This is a genomic window from Syntrophobacter fumaroxidans MPOB (genome assembly GCF_000014965.1).
Lineage (GTDB): Bacteria > Desulfobacterota > Syntrophobacteria > Syntrophobacterales > Syntrophobacteraceae > Syntrophobacter > Syntrophobacter fumaroxidans.
This window is the reverse complement of sequence record NC_008554.1, coordinates 2,141,313-2,156,909: the sequence shown is the minus strand read 5'-3', so window position 1 is coordinate 2,156,909 and position 15,597 is coordinate 2,141,313. Positions and strand designations below refer to the sequence as shown.

The 15,597-nt window shown below is 60.3% G+C and carries 15 protein-coding genes and 1 pseudogene; 11 read left to right on the top strand and 5 right to left on the bottom strand.

All coding sequences use genetic code 11. The annotated features are described in order from the left end of the window. Positions 1-253 precede the first annotated feature (253 nt). Positions 254-1,489, top strand: coding sequence for a THUMP domain-containing class I SAM-dependent RNA methyltransferase (locus SFUM_RS21675; protein WP_011698621.1), 1,236 nt, complete (start codon positions 254-256; stop codon positions 1,487-1,489). 373 nt (positions 1,490-1,862) lie between these two features. On the opposite strand, the gene SFUM_RS09115 is transcribed toward SFUM_RS21675, so the two are convergent. Both SFUM_RS09115 and SFUM_RS09110 read right to left on the bottom strand, forming a co-directional pair. Next, positions 1,863-2,225 carry a DVU0772 family protein gene (locus SFUM_RS09115; RefSeq protein WP_011698620.1) on the bottom strand — a complete coding sequence of 121 codons (363 nt, stop codon included), beginning with the start codon at positions 2,223-2,225 and terminating at the stop codon, positions 1,863-1,865. A gap of 237 nt (positions 2,226-2,462) precedes the next feature. Then, the gene (locus tag SFUM_RS09110; RefSeq protein ID WP_011698619.1) at positions 2,463-3,446 is read right to left on the bottom strand and encodes an aldo/keto reductase; all 984 of its coding nucleotides are present in this window, start codon (positions 3,444-3,446) and stop codon (positions 2,463-2,465) included. 487 nt (positions 3,447-3,933) lie between these two features. Here SFUM_RS09110 and SFUM_RS09105 point away from each other — a divergent pair, with 487 nt between their 5' ends. From SFUM_RS09105 to SFUM_RS09050, 10 genes and pseudogenes are all read left to right on the top strand, one after another. Next, positions 3,934-4,596, top strand: coding sequence for a zinc-ribbon domain-containing protein (locus SFUM_RS09105; RefSeq protein ID WP_011698618.1), 663 nt, complete (start codon positions 3,934-3,936; stop codon positions 4,594-4,596). A 16-nt stretch (positions 4,597-4,612) separates the two neighbouring features. Then, positions 4,613-4,918, top strand: coding sequence for a hypothetical protein (locus SFUM_RS21670; protein ID WP_011698617.1), 306 nt, complete (start codon positions 4,613-4,615; stop codon positions 4,916-4,918). 205 nt (positions 4,919-5,123) lie between these two features. Continuing rightward, entirely contained in the window at positions 5,124-5,642 is a 519-nt protein-coding gene (locus tag SFUM_RS09095) for a cob(I)yrinic acid a,c-diamide adenosyltransferase (RefSeq protein ID WP_167321329.1), read from the top strand. Positions 5,643-5,964: 322 nt separating this feature from the next. Beyond that, positions 5,965-6,192, top strand: a pseudogene (gene rpoZ / locus SFUM_RS24120) (DNA-directed RNA polymerase subunit omega); the annotation flags it as partial. Between the two features lie 173 nt (positions 6,193-6,365). After that, positions 6,366-6,728: a hypothetical protein gene (locus SFUM_RS09085; protein ID WP_011698614.1), complete on the top strand. Its 363-nt coding sequence runs from the start codon at positions 6,366-6,368 to the stop codon at positions 6,726-6,728. 411 nt (positions 6,729-7,139) lie between these two features. Then, entirely contained in the window at positions 7,140-8,294 is a 1,155-nt protein-coding gene (dnaJ, locus tag SFUM_RS09075) for a molecular chaperone DnaJ (protein ID WP_011698613.1), read from the top strand. A 293-nt stretch (positions 8,295-8,587) separates the two neighbouring features. After that, positions 8,588-9,538, top strand: a complete 951-nt coding sequence (locus SFUM_RS09065) for an ABC transporter ATP-binding protein (RefSeq protein WP_011698612.1) — start codon at positions 8,588-8,590, stop codon at positions 9,536-9,538. Further along, complete coding sequence (locus SFUM_RS09060) at positions 9,535-10,305, top strand: ABC transporter permease subunit (protein WP_011698611.1); 771 nt, start codon at positions 9,535-9,537, stop codon at positions 10,303-10,305. The genes SFUM_RS09065 and SFUM_RS09060 overlap by 4 nt, the downstream gene beginning before the upstream one ends. A gap of 173 nt (positions 10,306-10,478) precedes the next feature. Continuing rightward, the gene (locus tag SFUM_RS09055; RefSeq protein WP_011698610.1) at positions 10,479-11,924 is read left to right on the top strand and encodes a GldG family protein; all 1,446 of its coding nucleotides are present in this window, start codon (positions 10,479-10,481) and stop codon (positions 11,922-11,924) included. Then, complete coding sequence (locus tag SFUM_RS09050; protein ID WP_011698609.1) at positions 11,921-13,297, top strand: DUF4340 domain-containing protein; 1,377 nt, start codon at positions 11,921-11,923, stop codon at positions 13,295-13,297. Before SFUM_RS09055 ends, SFUM_RS09050 begins: the two co-directional genes overlap by 4 nt. Positions 13,298-13,396: 99 nt before the next feature. On the opposite strand, the gene SFUM_RS09045 is transcribed toward SFUM_RS09050, so the two are convergent. The 3 genes from SFUM_RS09045 to SFUM_RS09035 are packed head-to-tail and all read right to left on the bottom strand — an operon-like array spanning position 13,397 to position 15,491. Continuing rightward, entirely contained in the window at positions 13,397-14,215 is an 819-nt protein-coding gene (locus tag SFUM_RS09045) for an energy-coupling factor transporter transmembrane component T family protein (RefSeq protein ID WP_011698608.1), read from the bottom strand. Continuing rightward, positions 14,200-14,946 carry an energy-coupling factor ABC transporter ATP-binding protein gene (locus tag SFUM_RS09040; protein WP_011698607.1) on the bottom strand — a complete coding sequence of 249 codons (747 nt, stop codon included), beginning with the start codon at positions 14,944-14,946 and terminating at the stop codon, positions 14,200-14,202. Before SFUM_RS09040 ends, SFUM_RS09045 begins: the two co-directional genes overlap by 16 nt. Beyond that, positions 14,943-15,491 (bottom strand): biotin transporter BioY, encoded by a 549-nt coding sequence (locus SFUM_RS09035; RefSeq protein ID WP_011698606.1) that lies wholly within the window; start codon positions 15,489-15,491, stop codon positions 14,943-14,945. The genes SFUM_RS09040 and SFUM_RS09035 overlap by 4 nt, the downstream gene beginning before the upstream one ends. Positions 15,492-15,597: the final 106 nt, after the last annotated feature.

The window sequence follows — 15,597 nt, the reverse complement described above, 5'->3', positions numbered from 1 at the left end:
CATAAGTAGACCTAAAAACTATTAAAATTTAACACAGCGGTCGCTTCCGAGCCCCCGGGGAGCCCCGGTCGTTGTCAGGTGGTTCCCTATTCGCCTTCCCTCTTGCGCGTCCGGCGACTGCACGGTTTGCACCGAAAGGGTGCCGTGAAAGGATTATCATGAAATTTCAAGGCATTGTGCAGTTCGCCGGGGGCTTGGGCCGGACTCCCGGGACGCCGCGCGTTCGAGAAAAGGTCCCGCGAGGTAACCCGACATGACGGAAACTTACACAACCGAGTACCTTGAGAGCAAACGTTACCAACGGCACATCAAACGGCACGTCCTGGCCCCGGTGCATCGTTTTGCCGCCGTGACTCCGCCGGAGCTTGCGGCCTTGTGCCGGCAGGAAGCCGAAATGGCGGGATTCGACGTCACCGGGCTCAGTGATGCGGGAGTCGAATTCACCGGGAACTTCGGCGCATGCTATGAGGCCAATTTGTGGCTGCGGACCGCAAGCCGCATCCTCTGCCGGCTTCCGGCATTCCGGGCGGGCGTCAGGGAGGAGCTGTTCGGAAAGGTGTCCGGCATCCCGTGGGAATTGTGGCTGAACCGGAGCGTTCCGGTTCGCGTGGAAACACACGTTGAACATTCGCGAATCAATCATGAAGGGATGGTGCTCGAAACGGTTCTTGACGGGCTTCGAAGGCGTTTCAGGGAAAAGGGGATCGTTCCGCCACCGGAATGGGACCGTTCCCGGGGGCAGCCGGGGAGCGAATCCGATGAGAATTCACGGAAACAACGCATCCTGGTCCGTCTTGTCAGGAACCACTGTGAGCTCTCGCTGGACACCACCGGGGATCATCTGCACCGGCGGGGTTACAGGATGCGCCATGCTGGGGCTCCAATCCGGGAAACTCTCGCTGCGGCGATTCTAATGAAGGCGGGTTGGAATGGAAACACGCCGCTGGTCGACGGTATGTGCGGGGCGGGAACAGCAGCCGTGGAGGCGGCCCTGCTGGCGCGCCGGATGCCCCCCGGACTGGGGCGGTCGTTTTTGTTTCAGTCCTGGCCGTCCTACCGGGAGAAGACTTGGGAATTCCTTCTGCGCAAAGCCCGGGAGAAGATGTCCGCCCATCCCGCGGCTCCGATCGTTGCCCTTGACCGAGACCCTCGAGCCCTGGCGGTTGCGCGTGAGAATGCCCGGAAAGCCCATACCGAAAAGGAGATCATCTGGCGGGAAGAGGATTTCTTTGATTTTCAACCCGCTCGAATGGGGCTGTCCGAAGGATTGCTCATTTTGGACCCTCCCTACGGCAAGCGGCTGCCTGGGCCGGACCGTGGGTTCCACGAACGGCTTGGCGCTCATTTGAGGCGCTTGTACACGGGATGGCGGATCGCGGTGCTTTGCCCCGAACGCGGGATCGCCGTCACGGGGATCCGGGCCGTGCGATATTGGAGGATTGTCCACGGCGGGACGTCGATCTACGTTGCCATGGCCAGGGTGGAATGAATAATGGCGCCTTCGAGATGGAAAACGGCGTGAGCCGGCAAGGGCTATAGGACCTATATTGTCCCAGCGGGGGCATCCGGGTGGGGGTGATGTGAAATAAGCCCTATAAGCCCTATAAGCCCTATAGGACCTATATTGTCCCAGCTGGGGGCATCCGGGTGGGGGAGATGTGAAATAAGTCCTATAAGACCTATAGGACCTATATTGTCCCAGCGGGGGCATCCGGGTGGGAGGTGATGTGAAATAAGTCCTATAAGACCTATAGGACCTATATTGTCCCAGCCGGGGCATCCGGGTGGGGGAGAGGGGGACAAGTCCTCCACGTTCTTTCATGCCTGCAATCACGGTCCGTCGTCTACCCGGGTGTGCAGCCTCAACAGGCGAGGCTTTTTTCCAGCCATTCCCTGAGCTCTTCGTTGGGGGCGTATACACCGACTCCCGGTTTTCTTCCGCCCTCATCAACGGACTTCTTCACGAGATCGGGGGGCGCCTGGAACTTGGCGATCTCCTCCACGCCTGCGGTGTCTCTGCGAAGGAGAGTCACCTGCGGCGGTTCCTCCCAGTTGTAGATAACGAAATAATAGGATTCCTGGCCGGCGTAGCGAACGAAATCATCTTTTCTCGACCAGCCCGTTCCCCATTCGAGGTAGGTCTCAACGGCCTTTTCCGGAGTCATTTCCCAGTCGATCCGGTCGAGGACGTCCCGGTGTTCTCGAAGTTCGTCAAGGCTCCACATCGTTTTCCTCCCGAGCGTAAAACACAAAGGCCGTGATCTGTGCTTTCACCTCATGGCCGCTCGTTTTCCTTCCGCGCATGGAGCACGGCATAGAGTCTCATATCTCCACCCGGGCCCGCTCCCGATGCAGAGTCCGCCAGGGGCAGGCGAACACGCCCCGGATCTCCCCGGCGCCATGCCGGGCGGCTCATGCTCGCCCTCACGCACCGCAACGGCCCTCCATGACACATCGCGCATCTATTGCCGAGGCATCATAAACTCGGGCCCCACCGGCGTTTTGATGCGCCTGGCGAGGATGTCATTGATCGTTTGCAGGTCGTTCGGTTCGATTCTCCATCCGGAAACCCCCGCATTGTCCTCCACTTGCGCGGCCGTTCTCGCTCCGGCAATCACCGCGGTCACGCCGGGCTGCTGCAGCGCCCAGCGCAACGCGAACTGCGCCGGCGTTCGGTGATACCGGGCGGCGATCTTTCGGAATTCGTCAACCGCTTTCACGTACTGTTTGAAACGGTCCGGCTTGAATTTCGGATCTGCCCGGCGGAGGTCTCCGCGAGGGAATTGTTCGTCACCGGTGAACTTTCCACTCAGAAGCCCCCGGCAAAGACCTCCGTAGACCAGCGTACCGACGCCGTTTTCCAGGCAGAAGGGGAGAAGCTCCTTTTCGGCCTCGCGTTCGAACAGGTTGAAAGGGGGTTGCAGGCTCTGGACGGGCCCGGCGTCGAGGCAGCCCCGGAGTTGTTCGACGTTGAAGTTGCTCAAGCCGATGGCGCGGATTTTGCCCTGTTCCTTGAGCTTTATAAAGGCTTCCATGGACTTTTCAAAAGGGACGCTCGGGTCCGGCCAGTGAATCTGGTACAAGTCGATGCGGTCCACGCCCAGCCGCTTGAGGCTCTGGTCGATCTCGTAGAAAATCCTTTCGGGGCTCGAATTGCGCCGAATGCTCTCTTTCTCGTCCCATTCGAGCCCGCACTTGGTGGCGAGAACCACGTCCCCCCGATTACCCCACTCCTTGAGGGCCTTCCCGATGATCTGCTCGGACTTGCCGAATCCGTAGACGGGCGCCGTGTCGATGAAGTTGATTCCCAACTCGAGGGCACGAAGGATGGCCGTGACCGAATCCCGTTCGTCACTCCCGCCCCACGCCCATCCTCCCGTTACCCAGGTGCCCAGAACCACGACTGAAACGTCGAGATCGGTTGTTCCATAGCGGACCTTCTCCATACGCCCTTACCTCCTCAACATCGTGTTCTTCCGCGGACCGCGCGTTTGCATAAACCGCCTTCGGCTGCGCCGGTCCCCTTCAGGTCGCCGCCCCTGCCGTTCACCAGACTCATCAAAACTAAGTACGTTCCGCCCCTTGTGAAAGCATGCCGTTTCAAGAAACACCGCGGGGGATCATTCCCGGGTTGACGAAAAGTCGGGCTCTTGCCGATATATGTAGCGGAAATAAGTCTATGCCGAATCGACTGTTTAGTGTAAATTGTCACCAAGCGGTCATGAAGCTTGGCCTCTCTCTTGGACCGGCCCCGCTTCCCGCCGCAGGCCTGTTTATTTCCGGCCCGCAAGAAGATCGGGGACAGGGAAACTCAAGCTCCGCTTGGAAAACGACGATACTTTTACCCTCACCGGGCCTTTCCTGTCAAAGGAAAGGGGATGCCGCCGCCTGCCCGTAAGTTCTGCGCAGGCGGCTTGCCAGAGGAGAAAAGGCGTGAAAGTCAATTGTCCAGGATGCCATGCGGCGTTTACCGTTCCCGACGAAAAGATTCCCGATGTCAAAGGCGTGAGGATTCTGTGTCCCAAGTGCAAGGTGCCGATTGACCTTGGGCAGAGAATCGAGAGCAGCATTCACGCGGTGCAGGGGGAGTTGTCCGCGCTCGGGGTGGATGGGGAAGTTGCGGACCTGCAGGAAGACGTAATGGCCCTCGACGTGGTGGAAGAGGGCGTGAAGACCGCACTGCTGTGCTCGACGGACCAGATCAGGGCCGAGAAGATCAGGCAGACCCTCGATGAGCTCTCCTTCTTTGTCGTGCAGGCGGGGCGGGCGGACTATGCCCTGAGAAAGCTGAACAACAACCACTACGATTTGATCGTCCTCGAGGAACGTTTCGGCAGCGGAAAACCGGGCGAAAACCTCGTTTTGCACCATCTGCAGCTGTCTCCCATGCATCTGCGGCGGCAGTTTTTTCTCCTGCTCTTCAGCGACACCCTCCCCACGCTCGACGGGATGCTGGCCTACCGGATCGGTGTGAACATGATCATGAATTACAAGGACATCGAGAAGACGAAGGTTCTTCTTGTGAGGGCGATGAAAGATCACAAGATGTCCTACGGCCTTTACATGGATGAGCTGACCAGGCGTGGACAGCGCTGACGCGGAAAGCGGCCCGATGATTTTCAGAAAAAACCGCCGGAAGAGGGTTCCAGTCCTCACGAAACACTTGCGACTGCGAGTGGAGAGTTGCGTCAACACCATCCTGGAACTCAACGTCCGTCTCGGCGAAGGCAAGATCAAGCCCGAGATCATCCAGCAGTTCGAACGTCTGAAGGATTCGCTCCAGTACGTAAGGGACGATTCGGTGGACGAGGAAGACATCGACCGGATCGAGGAGGCGACCAACCAGTTACTGGCCGAAATTCGCACGACATATGGGGAAACACTTTCTGTGCCGTCCCGCGGAGGGCAAACCCATTGATTCTTCTCCTCGTGTCGTCCCGCGTGTCATGACGGGAATAGCTGCCGTTCTGAGCGTGCCCGGCATTGGGATGTCGTCCGCCGCATGGAAGTGAGGACTGAAGGGCGAGCTTCTTGCGGGGCCTTTCAGAAGACTTGGGGCCGCATACCGGGGTTCATCGCGCAGACCGGCCGTCCATGGAACGAAAACCTGGGGGAGCATGAGAGTGGATGTATTTACCTTTTCAAAAAAGGGAGACCAGGGACAGACCAGTCTGCTCACAGGGGGGCGGGTTTCGAAGGCGAGCCTGCGTCCCGAGGTCTACGGTACCCTGGATGAAGCCAGTTCCGCCCTGGGGCTGGCCAAGGTGTTCACCCGGGACGCGACGATTCAGGAGATGATTCGGACCGTTCAGGAAGACCTCGTGGTCCTGGGGGCCGAGCTGTCCTGCGAGGGGGCTGCGGAGAAACAGTACCGCATCGGGACGGAACGAACGGCGAGACTGGAGGAGTGGATCGAACGACTGCAGCGGGAAGTTCCTTTGCCGAGGCAGTTCATTCTGCCGGGAGGAAACCCTGCGAGCGCCGCGATCGATCTGGGCCGGACCATTATCCGCCGCGCGGAACGTCGCGCGGTTGCTCTGCGGGAGTCGGGTGAATTGGACAGCCCCGACGTGCATTCCTATTTGAACCGGCTGGCGGATTTTCTTTTCACCCTTGCGAGGTACGCGGAACAGAAGGCCTGATCGCAGTGGCGTCGACGGAGGCGGTTTCGGACGGGGCGGGCGGGGGATGAACCCCGCCCGCCCCGCTGTTGATGGAGGCGACCCGATTCTTCCGCGGATAGTGAGCCCGGCCGTGGGGTGACCCACCCGGGAAAGCAGGGCGTGATTTTGGGATTGCCAAAAGATTCTTTCGTGACCTAAAATATAAGATTGGACAAAGACCGAAGGATCGGCATTTTCGGCTGCCCGTTCGGGCCGTGGCGGGTTTAGAGCCCCGCGGTGCGGATTACTCGAATGAACCCCGGATGCCGAATGTTTATTTGAAGCTTGAAGGAGGAGCCGAATGGCTCGCGTTACCATTGAAGATTGTCTGAAGGAAGTCGACAGCCGGTTTACTCTGGTGCACCTGGCGGTCAGACGTGTGCTGCAGCTCAGAGGCGGGGCTCCACCCCTGACGGAAGTCAGGAACAAGGAGGTTGTGCTGGCTCTGCGGGAAATCGCGGCGGGGAAAGTCACCGTGGACAACATCCGCCGGCTCGAAGAGGCGAAGGCCCTGCCCGAACCCGTCGCCGTGACGCAAAAAGAAGACGTCGCGAGGCTCGAGTTGAAGGAAATCATGGACGAAGCCACCCTCTACGACGCCTCCATGGAATTTGACGAGGCCCAGCAGGTGGTCGAGCCGGACGCGGAGCCGAGCGAGGAAGGCTAGTTCAATATTGGGGCTCAGAAAAGGCGCGTTGACCCATGGCGAAAAACCATCTGCTCGAGTGTCTCGAAAAGCGGGATCTGCTCAACGAAGACGGCGCTTCCGAAGCAACATTGCTGGGCTGGGGGCGACGATTTGAAGAAGCCGGCCTGCTCAACGACGCAGTGGAGTTCTACGACAGGGCCGATTCCAGTGAAGACCTGAAGCGGCTCCACGACATTGCCCAGGAGGAAGGGGACCTTTTTCTTTTTACCAAGCTTTCCCGTATCCTCAAGCACGACCCTTCCCGGGATGAGTGGCTCATGCTCGCCGACCGAGCGGAGGCTGCGGGCAAGTTCTCTTTTGCCGCGGACGCCAGGCGCAGGGGCGGGGGAGTGGAAGAAGGCGGGGAACCCGCTTGATGCTGCCGGTCCGGGAGTCTTCCTCCCGATTGCGGCGGCGAAAACTGCGGAATGCGCGGTCTTCCGCCGCACCTGAGGGCGCGGGGGTGGAACGGATGCACCGGGGTGAATTGCGGAATGCGGACCGGATCGGGCCGGCCGTTCTTCGTTCGGGCATGCCGCAAGCGTGGACATTATCCCGGGTGATTCGTAACATTCATATGAGAAACATCGTGAAAGATGTGGGCGACGGCGGGAGGGAATGCACGACCGGAGTGGAAACCGAGTGGGGGGCTTGCGATCCCCGCGGTGATGCTCGCGGGTAGCCTTGACAAGCCTTGGGAGCGTGTTTACGAATGAAATGGCCTGCCCGAGGATAGGTTTTTTCAAAGTTCGGACGCTGTCGGAAGAGCTGGGAGGAATGGGAATTCGATGGGCAAAAGAGACTATTATGAAATCTTGGGCGTCACTCGACAGGCGAGCGAGGAAGAAATAAAGAAGGCCTACCGCAAGCTGGCTCTCAAGTATCATCCCGATCGAAACCCGGGCGACAAGGACTCGGAGGAGCTTTTCAAGGAAGCCGCCGAAGCCTATGAAGTGCTTCACGATGCCCAGAAGAAGCGAATCTACGACACCTACGGTCATGAGGGTCTCCGGGGCACAGGGTTCAGTGGCTTCAGAGGCTTCGAGGATATCTTCAGCTCGTTTGGCGACGTGTTCCAGGAATTCTTCAACTTCGGTTTCGGGGCAGGCGGCCAGTCAAGGACGGCGGCCAGACCCGGGGACGACCTGCTCTACGATCTCAGCCTGACCTTCGAGGAGGCGGTGTTTGGGACCGAAAAAGAGATCCGGCTGCAGACCCTGACGACTTGTGAGGAATGCAACGGGAGCGGCGCCGAGCCGGGCACCCGGGAAACGGTCTGTCCCGTCTGCCAGGGGAGCGGGCAAGTCGTCCAGTCCCAGGGGTTCTTCCGCATCAGCGCCACCTGTACGCGATGTCAGGGGATGGGAAAAGTGCTCGTCTCCCCCTGCAAGACCTGCAACGGGCAGGGGCGTACGCGTCAGAGCAAGACGGTTCAGGTGAGAGTCCCGGCCGGAGTGGATACGGGCACGAGGCTGCGCCTTCGCGGGGAGGGAGAAAGCGGCTACAGGGGAGGGGTTGCGGGGGACCTTTACGTCCGTCTGCACGTGAATCCCCACGAGTTCTTCGAAAGGGATGGCGACAACCTCTATTGCAAGGTGTCGGTGTCTTTCGCCCAGGCCATCCTGGGAGATCAGATAGAAATCCCGACCCTCGACGGTGGAAGAGAGCTCAAAATCCAGCCCGGAACCCAGCCCGGGGCGGTCATCCGCTTTTCCGGCGAGGGAGTGCCGCGTTTGCGTGGCTATGGCCGCGGCGATCTGTTCATCGAGGTGGAGGTGAAGATTCCCACCCGGATTACACCCCGGCAGGAAGAGATCGTCACCGAGTTCATGCAGATCGAAAAGGAGAAGAGCGGCGAGAAAGTCAGGAAATGGCCGTGGAGCAAGCGAAAGGATCGCGAAAAGAAATCCATGGCTGAATCCACCCGCGAGGCGCGCACCTGAACCTTGTTGTTGAGGGAAGAGGAGTCGAGCAATGAGGCGTGGGGTGGCTCGAGGGCAATTTGAAGACTTCAGGGCGTCCGCCCTGTATTGCCCGGCGTGCAAGCGGGCAATGCCGGTGCGGAGCCGACTATTGCTGATCCTGCCGGACGGGGAGTTGCACGAGTACCTCTGTCAGGGGTGTGCCACATCGCTGGGCACCAAGACCGTGCGCGAACAGAGACCGTCCCGGATAGTCACTCCTTAGCATCCAGCTGCAACAATCCCGGAATCGAGAAAAACAGTGAGGAACGGTCATGATTGAAGCGGAGGGTTTGACGAAGTTCTATGGCTCTTTGCCGGCCATAAGAGACGTGAGCTTCCAGGTTGAAAAGGGGGAAGTGGTGGGGTTCCTCGGTCCCAACGGGGCGGGAAAATCCACCACTATTCGCATCCTGACGTGCTACATGCCTCCCACGACGGGAGCGGCACGGGTGAACGGCCTCGACTGCTTTGAGAAATCCCTGGAAGTGCGCCGTGTCGTCGGATATCTGCCGGAAAGCGTGCCGCTCTATGGAGAAATGACGGTGACGCGGTTCCTTCGTTTCGCGGCGGCCGCCAAAAAGGTCGAAGCCCGCGCGATCAAGAAGGAGATCGACCGGGTGGTCGACGTTTGCGCCCTGGAGAAAGTCTCCAACCGCATCATCGGTCATCTGTCCAAGGGCTATCGCCAGAGGGTGGGATTGGCGCAGGCGCTGCTCAACAATCCGCCCGTACTGGTTCTGGATGAACCCACGATCGGCCTGGATCCCGGCCAGATCATCGAAATCAGGAAGCTCATCCAGGAATTGGGCGGGGAGCACACCATCCTGTTGAGCAGCCACATACTGCCGGAAGTGGCGCAAATCTGCCAGCGGGTGATGATCATCAATAAGGGGCAGATCATCGCGACGGACAGTCCGTCCAATCTGACCAGCCGGCTCCAGAAAACGGCGCGCCTCGTCATCGAGGTGAATGGTCCGGCCGAGCCGCTCATCCAGGCCCTCGGGGAGCTCAAGGGCGTCCAGAAAGTGACTCCCGGCCAGGAAAACGGGGCACGCATGACCATTGAAACGGATCCCGGCGCCGACCTTCGGGCCGAGATCGCTCGCCTCGTCATCGGGAAGGGTCTTGACCTGCTCGAGCTCCGGGCCGTGGACCTCAGCCTGGAAGATATTTTCGTGCAGCTGGTCACCGAAGAACCGTCTCAGGAGGAACCTCAGTCATGAAAGGTTTTTGGTCGGTCTATCGCAAAGAGCTTTACAGTCTGTTCGCTTCCCCGATTTTTTACGTGGTGGCGTTCATCTTCCTGGTGATATCGGGTTATTTCTTTTACAGCATCGTCGCCTACTACAACGTGCTGAGCTACCAGGCGAGCCAGAATCCCATGATGGCAAGGCAGTTCAACATCCTCGAGATGATTTTTCGTCCGTTTTTTCTGGATCTCAGCGTGGTGCTGCTCCTGATCGCGCCTTTGCTCACCATGAGGCTGTTCGCCGAGGAGCGCAAGGCGGGAACCCTGGAGCTGCTCTTCACTTATCCCATCTCCGACTGGGCGATGGTTCTCGCCAAGTTCAAGGCCGTGATGAGCGCCTTTGGCATCATTCTGCTGGGGACGGTTCCCGGTGTGCTTTTTGTGAGCGTTCTGGGGAGTCCTTCCTGGAAGCCGGTTGCCTGTGCCTACCTGGGCATTTTCCTTCTCGGGGGCTCGTTCATCTCCCTGGGCGTGTTCACTTCCTCCCTCACCCAGAACCAGATCATCGCCGCAGTGCTGTCTTTCGGCGGACTGCTCCTTTTGTGGGTCATCGGCTGGCTCAAGAACGTCGTCGAATCCCCGGTCGGCGAAGTGGCCGACTACCTCTCGTTTGCCAGGCACTTCGACAGCTTCGCCAAGGGGGTCCTGGATTCGCGGGATCTGCTGTTTTATATCCTGTTCACCGTTTTCTTCCTGTTCCTGACCCTGAGACAGATGGGGTCCTATCGCTGGAGGGGTTAGAGACCATGTCGGTCCGCGACGCCGGCGCGCACGGCACCTTTTCCGTGATGCGGTTCGCCGCGTCGGCGAACGATGGCGGGCCACAGGCGGCACGGGGGCGGCATCAGCCCGGGAAGATCGTGATCGTGAGCGCCGGTGGGCATTCGGCGCATAGGTAACGGAGGCGCAAAATCATGCCAGGTAAAGTCACCGGAAAACGCAACTGGACCTACGGTTCCAATTCCGTGATCGCAACGCTCTTTTTTCTGGGTACGCTGATATTCATAGTGCTCATCGCCGAGAAACACGCATGGCGGCTTGACCTAACCGAGGCGGGCTCCTACACGCTGTCCGAACCGACCCTGAATGTGCTCAAGACGGTGGATCAGCCCGTTCGAATCAAGGGTTTCTTCCAGACCGCATCCCCAGAGGAAGGCAAGGCTCAGGATTTGTTGGACATGTACCGTTTCGCATCGAAAAACATCACTTTCGAATTCATCGATCCCGACCGCCGGCCGGAAGTTGCCAAGAGCTATGAGGTGCGCACCTACGGCACCCTTGTCCTGGAAGGCTACGGAAGAAAGCAGGTCGCTCAGAATCCCGACGAGGAAGGCATCACCAACGCCCTCCTGAAGCTGAGCCGTAACGAACAGAAGAAAATCCTGTTCCTGATCGGCCACGCCGAACACCCTCTGGCTTCCACGGACAAGGACGGCTTCTCCAGCCTGAAGGCTTCCCTTGAAAAGGAAAACTATCAGGCCGAGGAACTGAACCTGCTGCAGCAGGCGGAAGTTCCCAAGGACGCCGCCGTGGTGATCGTCGCCGGCCCCCAGAAACCGCTCCTTCCGCAGGAAATCGACACCCTGAAGCAATTTGTCGAGCGCGGCGGCCGCCTGATGGTCCTGCTCGATCCGTTCTTCGATGGAGGTCTCAAGGACTTCCTTGCCGGCTACGGCATCAAGCTGGGAGACGACATCGTCGTCGACAAGCTCAGCCGTGTGTTCGGCGGGAGCTACCTGATGCCCGTGGTGGTCGAATACGGTCAACACAGGATCGCGGAAAATTTCGGGGCCGCGACGTTCTATCCCGAGGCGCGCTCGGTGCAGCCGATCAAGCCCGCGCCGCAGGGGATCGAAGTGGAAATCCTGGCGTCGACATCCCCCCAGGCATGGGCGGAGAGGAACATCCAGGTGGTGAGGCAGGGACAGGCGGCTTTCGACGAAAATGAAGACGCCCCCGGGCCGATCCCCCTGGCGGTCATTGCGGAGATTGACGTGACGGCATTCAAGTCGGGTGCCCAGGGTGAAGCTCCGCCGAAAGCGCCCGGAAAGCCGGCCGCGAAAGCCCGCGACAAGGGCCCCGAAAAGGTCGGGTATCTGCTGGCGACCGGAGATTCGGACTTTGCCTGCAACACCTATTTCGGCCTCTCCGGAAACGGGGATCTTTTCCTGAATATGGTCAACTTCATGGCGCAGGAGGAAAACCTGATCACGGTCAAAGCCCGCGAAAAAGGCGGACAGATGATGATGCTCTCGCAGAATCAGGCTCGAGGCATCCTCTTGACGGTCATGGTCCTGGTGCCTCTGCTGGTGCTCCTTTCCGGCCTGGCCGTGTACCGTGTGCGGAGGTCGCAGCGATGAAGTGGCGGCAATCGATCATCTACCTGGTTGTGCTGCTCCTGGCGGGCGGATACTTCTATTATTTCGAGGTCGTGAAGAAGAGCGAAAAGGAGGCCGCCGAACGCGAGTCCAAAAGGGTGCTCAGCTTTCAGGCCGGCTCCGTCAAGAAGCTGGAAATCACGTCGGCCGCGGACAAGACGATCAGGATCGAAAAGGACGGCAACTGGAAGATCACGGAGCCGATCGAGGCCGATGGCGACAAGCTCACCCTGGAAGGCATCGTCGCGAGCGCATCCAACTTGATGATGATGCGCGAAATCGCTCCGTCTCCTCCGGATTTGGCACCGTTCGGCCTGACGGAACCGTTGCTGAAAGTGCGGGTACTGGCGGAGGAGCGTTGGCACGAGCTGCTATTTGGCGAAAATAACCCCACCGGAGAAGGGCGGTATGCCAAAATCGCGACGAAACCCAACGTGTTTCTCGTGGCCGAAACCAATTTCAACGCGATCAACAAGAACCTCAAGGATGTCCGCAAGAAGGACCTTTTCGCGTTCCAGCTCGAGGACGTGACCGGCCTCGAGATCGCATGGGCGGGCGGAAAGGCTTTCTCCGTGGCCAGCGCGGACGAGGGGCGGACCTGGAAGAGCCCCGCGGCGCCCGATGTCCCGATCAAGCCTTCCAAGGTGTCCAATGTGCTGGAGCAGATCCGCTGGCTCAAGGCTACGGCGTTCCTCGAGAACCGGCCGGACAACCTGGCCTCCCACGGACTCGATCCGGCGGTGGTGACCGTCGGCCTGAAGCTCAGGGACGAGCGTACCGTGAGCCTTAAGCTGGGAGCCGTCGACGAAGTGAAACGGCAGGTGGCGGCGGTCGGCAGCGAATTGCCTGCGGTGGTCCAGGTGAGCGCCGGCATCCTGCAGGACATCCCCAAAGACGTGAAAGGCCTGGAAGATCGTTCCCTGGTTTCCATCGACTGGGACGCCGTGAAGCAGCTCAAATGGCGCAAGGGAGATGCCGCGGGCCACTTCGTCCGCCTGGACAAGAACAAGTGGGGAGTGAAGCAGGACGACGGCCAGCCCCGGGAGTTCAAGGATTCCTGGAGGGCGGGCTCCCTCCTGTGGGATTTTCGGGACACCGAATTCGAAAGCCGGACCGAGTCGCCCGGGCCAATGCCGGAAAAGCCGTGGGGCCGGGTCGAGCTCCTCGATGACGCCAGGGTGATGGCCGTCATCTCCTGGGACAAACCCGCCGCTCCGGTCGACGGCCTCGTTCCGGTCCGCGTTGAGAAGGACGGAGCCGCCAAGGAGGTCAAAATCAAGCTGGATGGCCTTCAGAGGATCGAGGACGATCTCGATCACATCGTGAAGGCCGAACAGGCGAAGCCCGCTCCATGATTCCCAGGGCGCAGGCTTGGCGCCATCGTCCGGATCGCTGCCCGGTGCCGCCGGGCTGCGAATCCCGGGATACCTGCCCCTGCGTGACGGTCAACCCTTCTACGCGGCGGTTCTTCGAACCTCTTCCATGAAATCCAGAAACTCTTTGGCGAGAATGTCGGGAACGGGGCCGGCAAAAAAGACCACGAGGGCGGCGAGGAATGCCAGGCCGAACAAATGGCGGGCGGGGATTCCGCCCATGCGGGCCGGCAGGTCTTCGTCGTAGCCGCGGGCCGCCAGCGCCAGTGCCATCTGGTCGGCTCGGAGCAGGGATTTGCGAAACAGGGGCAGGGCGAAATACTTGATGCGTTCCAGAAGATTCCTGCGCTGGTGCGCCAGCCGGGATCGACCCGCCAGCCGGACCTCCTCGCCGTGGTCCATGATGAGCGGCAGGAAGCGCAGGGTGAGGCTCACCATCAGCGCGATGCGTCGCGCGGGCAGGAAAGGGAACGGCTTCATGATCCACACCAGCGCGTCCTGCAAATCGTGGGGGCGGGTCACGGCGGTGAACAGGGTCGCGTAGCAGAGTATGAGCGCAAGACGCCAGCAGGAGAGGAACGCCAGGACAAGCCCGGGCTTGGTCACTGTGAGCCACGGAAGCACCGACGGCTCCCGCCCGGACAGGGAAACCGCCTGCAGGCAGAAGATGAAGAGCAGAAACAGCCCCCACAGGCGCAAATCCCTGAGGAATTCCTTCCAGGGGAGGCGCGACAGGGGCAGGGAAACCGCAAACGCCGCCGTGAAAAGGCTCAGGCCCGGAACGTCCATGTAGAGCAGGCCGATGGATATGACCAGGAGGCCGGCGAACTTGCATCGGGCGTCCCAACGGTGGAGCGCCGAGTCGCCGGGGGTGAAGTGGAATATCAGTCGCCCAGCCATGAAATCATCCTTTCTCCGAGCAGGCTGAAACAGGGGGGGCGGATGTGGTGGGCGGCCAGTTCCGGCAGGATGGTGTCGGGGCGGCCGAGAGCTTTCAATTCTCCGTCGAACAGGATCGCAATACGGTTAACGTGGGCGATGACCTTCTCCACGTCGTGAGTGGATACGATGACGGTGTGGCCGTCGGCGTGAAGCTTCAGGATTTCCTGCAGCACCTGCTGCACGCCGGGGTAATCGAGGTTGGCAAAGGGCTCATCGAACACGAGGACGCGCGGGCGCAGGGCCAGTACGCCCGCAACCGCCACGCGGCGCTTCTCCCCTCCCGAAAGCAGATGACAGGGTTTGTCCGCAAGCTTTTCGAGGCCAACCCGCTCAAGGGCCTCGGTCACCCGACGGTCGATTTCTTCGGGGTCCAGCCTGAGATTTTCCGGGCCGAACGCCACGTCCTCCCGGACCGTCTCGCCCACGATCTGGCTGTCGGCGTCCTGGAACACCATGCCCACCCGCTGCAGCACTTCCCTCTCGTGGCGGGAGGTGTCCAGCCCGTCCACGCACACGCTGCCGGACCGGGGCCGGAGCAGACCGTTCAGGTGCCGGATGAGCGTCGTCTTGCCGCTGCCGTTCGGGCCGCAGATCAGCATGAACTCACCGGCCTCGACGGTCAGAGTGACGCCTTTCAGCGCTTCCGTTCCATCCGGATAGGAATAGCGAAGGTCCTTGATTTCGATCATGATGCAACCGTTTCCATCTGCCTATTCACCACCGGGCGCAGCGCCTTTGCCAGTACCACCGCCGCGGCGGCCTTGACCGCGTCTCCCGGCAGAAACGGGAGCATGCCCGCGAGCAGCGCTTTTTCCAGGGTCATTCCGGTCACCACCATGAGCCATGGGACCCCGAAGACGAAGAGCATCAGATCGCCCGCCGTGACCGCCAGGATGTCCCGCCCAAGGCTCGACCTGCCCCGCTCGGCGATGAACCCCGTGACGTAGGCGCAACAGGCGTAGCCCACCAGGTAGCCGCCCGTCGGTCCCATGAAGTGCGCCAGGCCCCCCTTTCCTCCGGTGAAGACGGGTATTCCGATGGCGCCGACCAGCAGGTAGATGCACATGCTGATGAGTCCCCAACGGCTGCCGAGCAGCAATCCGGCGAGCAGAATGAATATGTTCTGCAAAATGATGGGCACCGGTCCGATGGGAATCGGGAGGTAGGCGGAGACGGCAACCAGGGCGGCCAGGAGTGAGGCGTATACGGTCCTCTGCAGGTCCCTTGCGAGCATGAGCTTCTCCAACTCCAACATCCAGCCGAACGCGGCGGTCTTTGTTAACCTGGTCAGGCCATGAGGTTAACCAATAATGATGAAAGTGTCAAGCAAACCTTGGGGT

Bases quoted from the DNA above. Each gene is read 5' to 3' on its own strand.
- SFUM_RS21675 (WP_011698621.1), top strand. From the start codon at position 254: ATGACGGAAACTTACACAACCGAGTACCTTGAGAGCAAACGTTACCAA.
- SFUM_RS09115 (WP_011698620.1), bottom strand. From the start codon at position 2,225: ATGTGGAGCCTTGACGAACTTCGAGAACACCGGGACGTCCTCGACCGG.
- SFUM_RS09110 (WP_011698619.1), bottom strand. From the start codon at position 3,446: ATGGAGAAGGTCCGCTATGGAACAACCGATCTCGACGTTTCAGTCGTG.
- SFUM_RS21670 (WP_011698617.1), top strand. From the start codon at position 4,613: ATGATTTTCAGAAAAAACCGCCGGAAGAGGGTTCCAGTCCTCACGAAA.
- SFUM_RS09085 (WP_011698614.1), top strand. From the start codon at position 6,366: ATGGCGAAAAACCATCTGCTCGAGTGTCTCGAAAAGCGGGATCTGCTC.
- dnaJ (WP_011698613.1), top strand. From the start codon at position 7,140: ATGGGCAAAAGAGACTATTATGAAATCTTGGGCGTCACTCGACAGGCG.
- SFUM_RS09065 (WP_011698612.1), top strand. From the start codon at position 8,588: ATGATTGAAGCGGAGGGTTTGACGAAGTTCTATGGCTCTTTGCCGGCC.
- SFUM_RS09060 (WP_011698611.1), top strand. From the start codon at position 9,535: ATGAAAGGTTTTTGGTCGGTCTATCGCAAAGAGCTTTACAGTCTGTTC.
- SFUM_RS09055 (WP_011698610.1), top strand. From the start codon at position 10,479: ATGCCAGGTAAAGTCACCGGAAAACGCAACTGGACCTACGGTTCCAAT.
- SFUM_RS09050 (WP_011698609.1), top strand. From the start codon at position 11,921: ATGAAGTGGCGGCAATCGATCATCTACCTGGTTGTGCTGCTCCTGGCG.
- SFUM_RS09045 (WP_011698608.1), bottom strand. From the start codon at position 14,215: ATGGCTGGGCGACTGATATTCCACTTCACCCCCGGCGACTCGGCGCTC.
- SFUM_RS09040 (WP_011698607.1), bottom strand. From the start codon at position 14,946: ATGATCGAAATCAAGGACCTTCGCTATTCCTATCCGGATGGAACGGAA.
- SFUM_RS09035 (WP_011698606.1), bottom strand. From the start codon at position 15,491: ATGCTCGCAAGGGACCTGCAGAGGACCGTATACGCCTCACTCCTGGCC.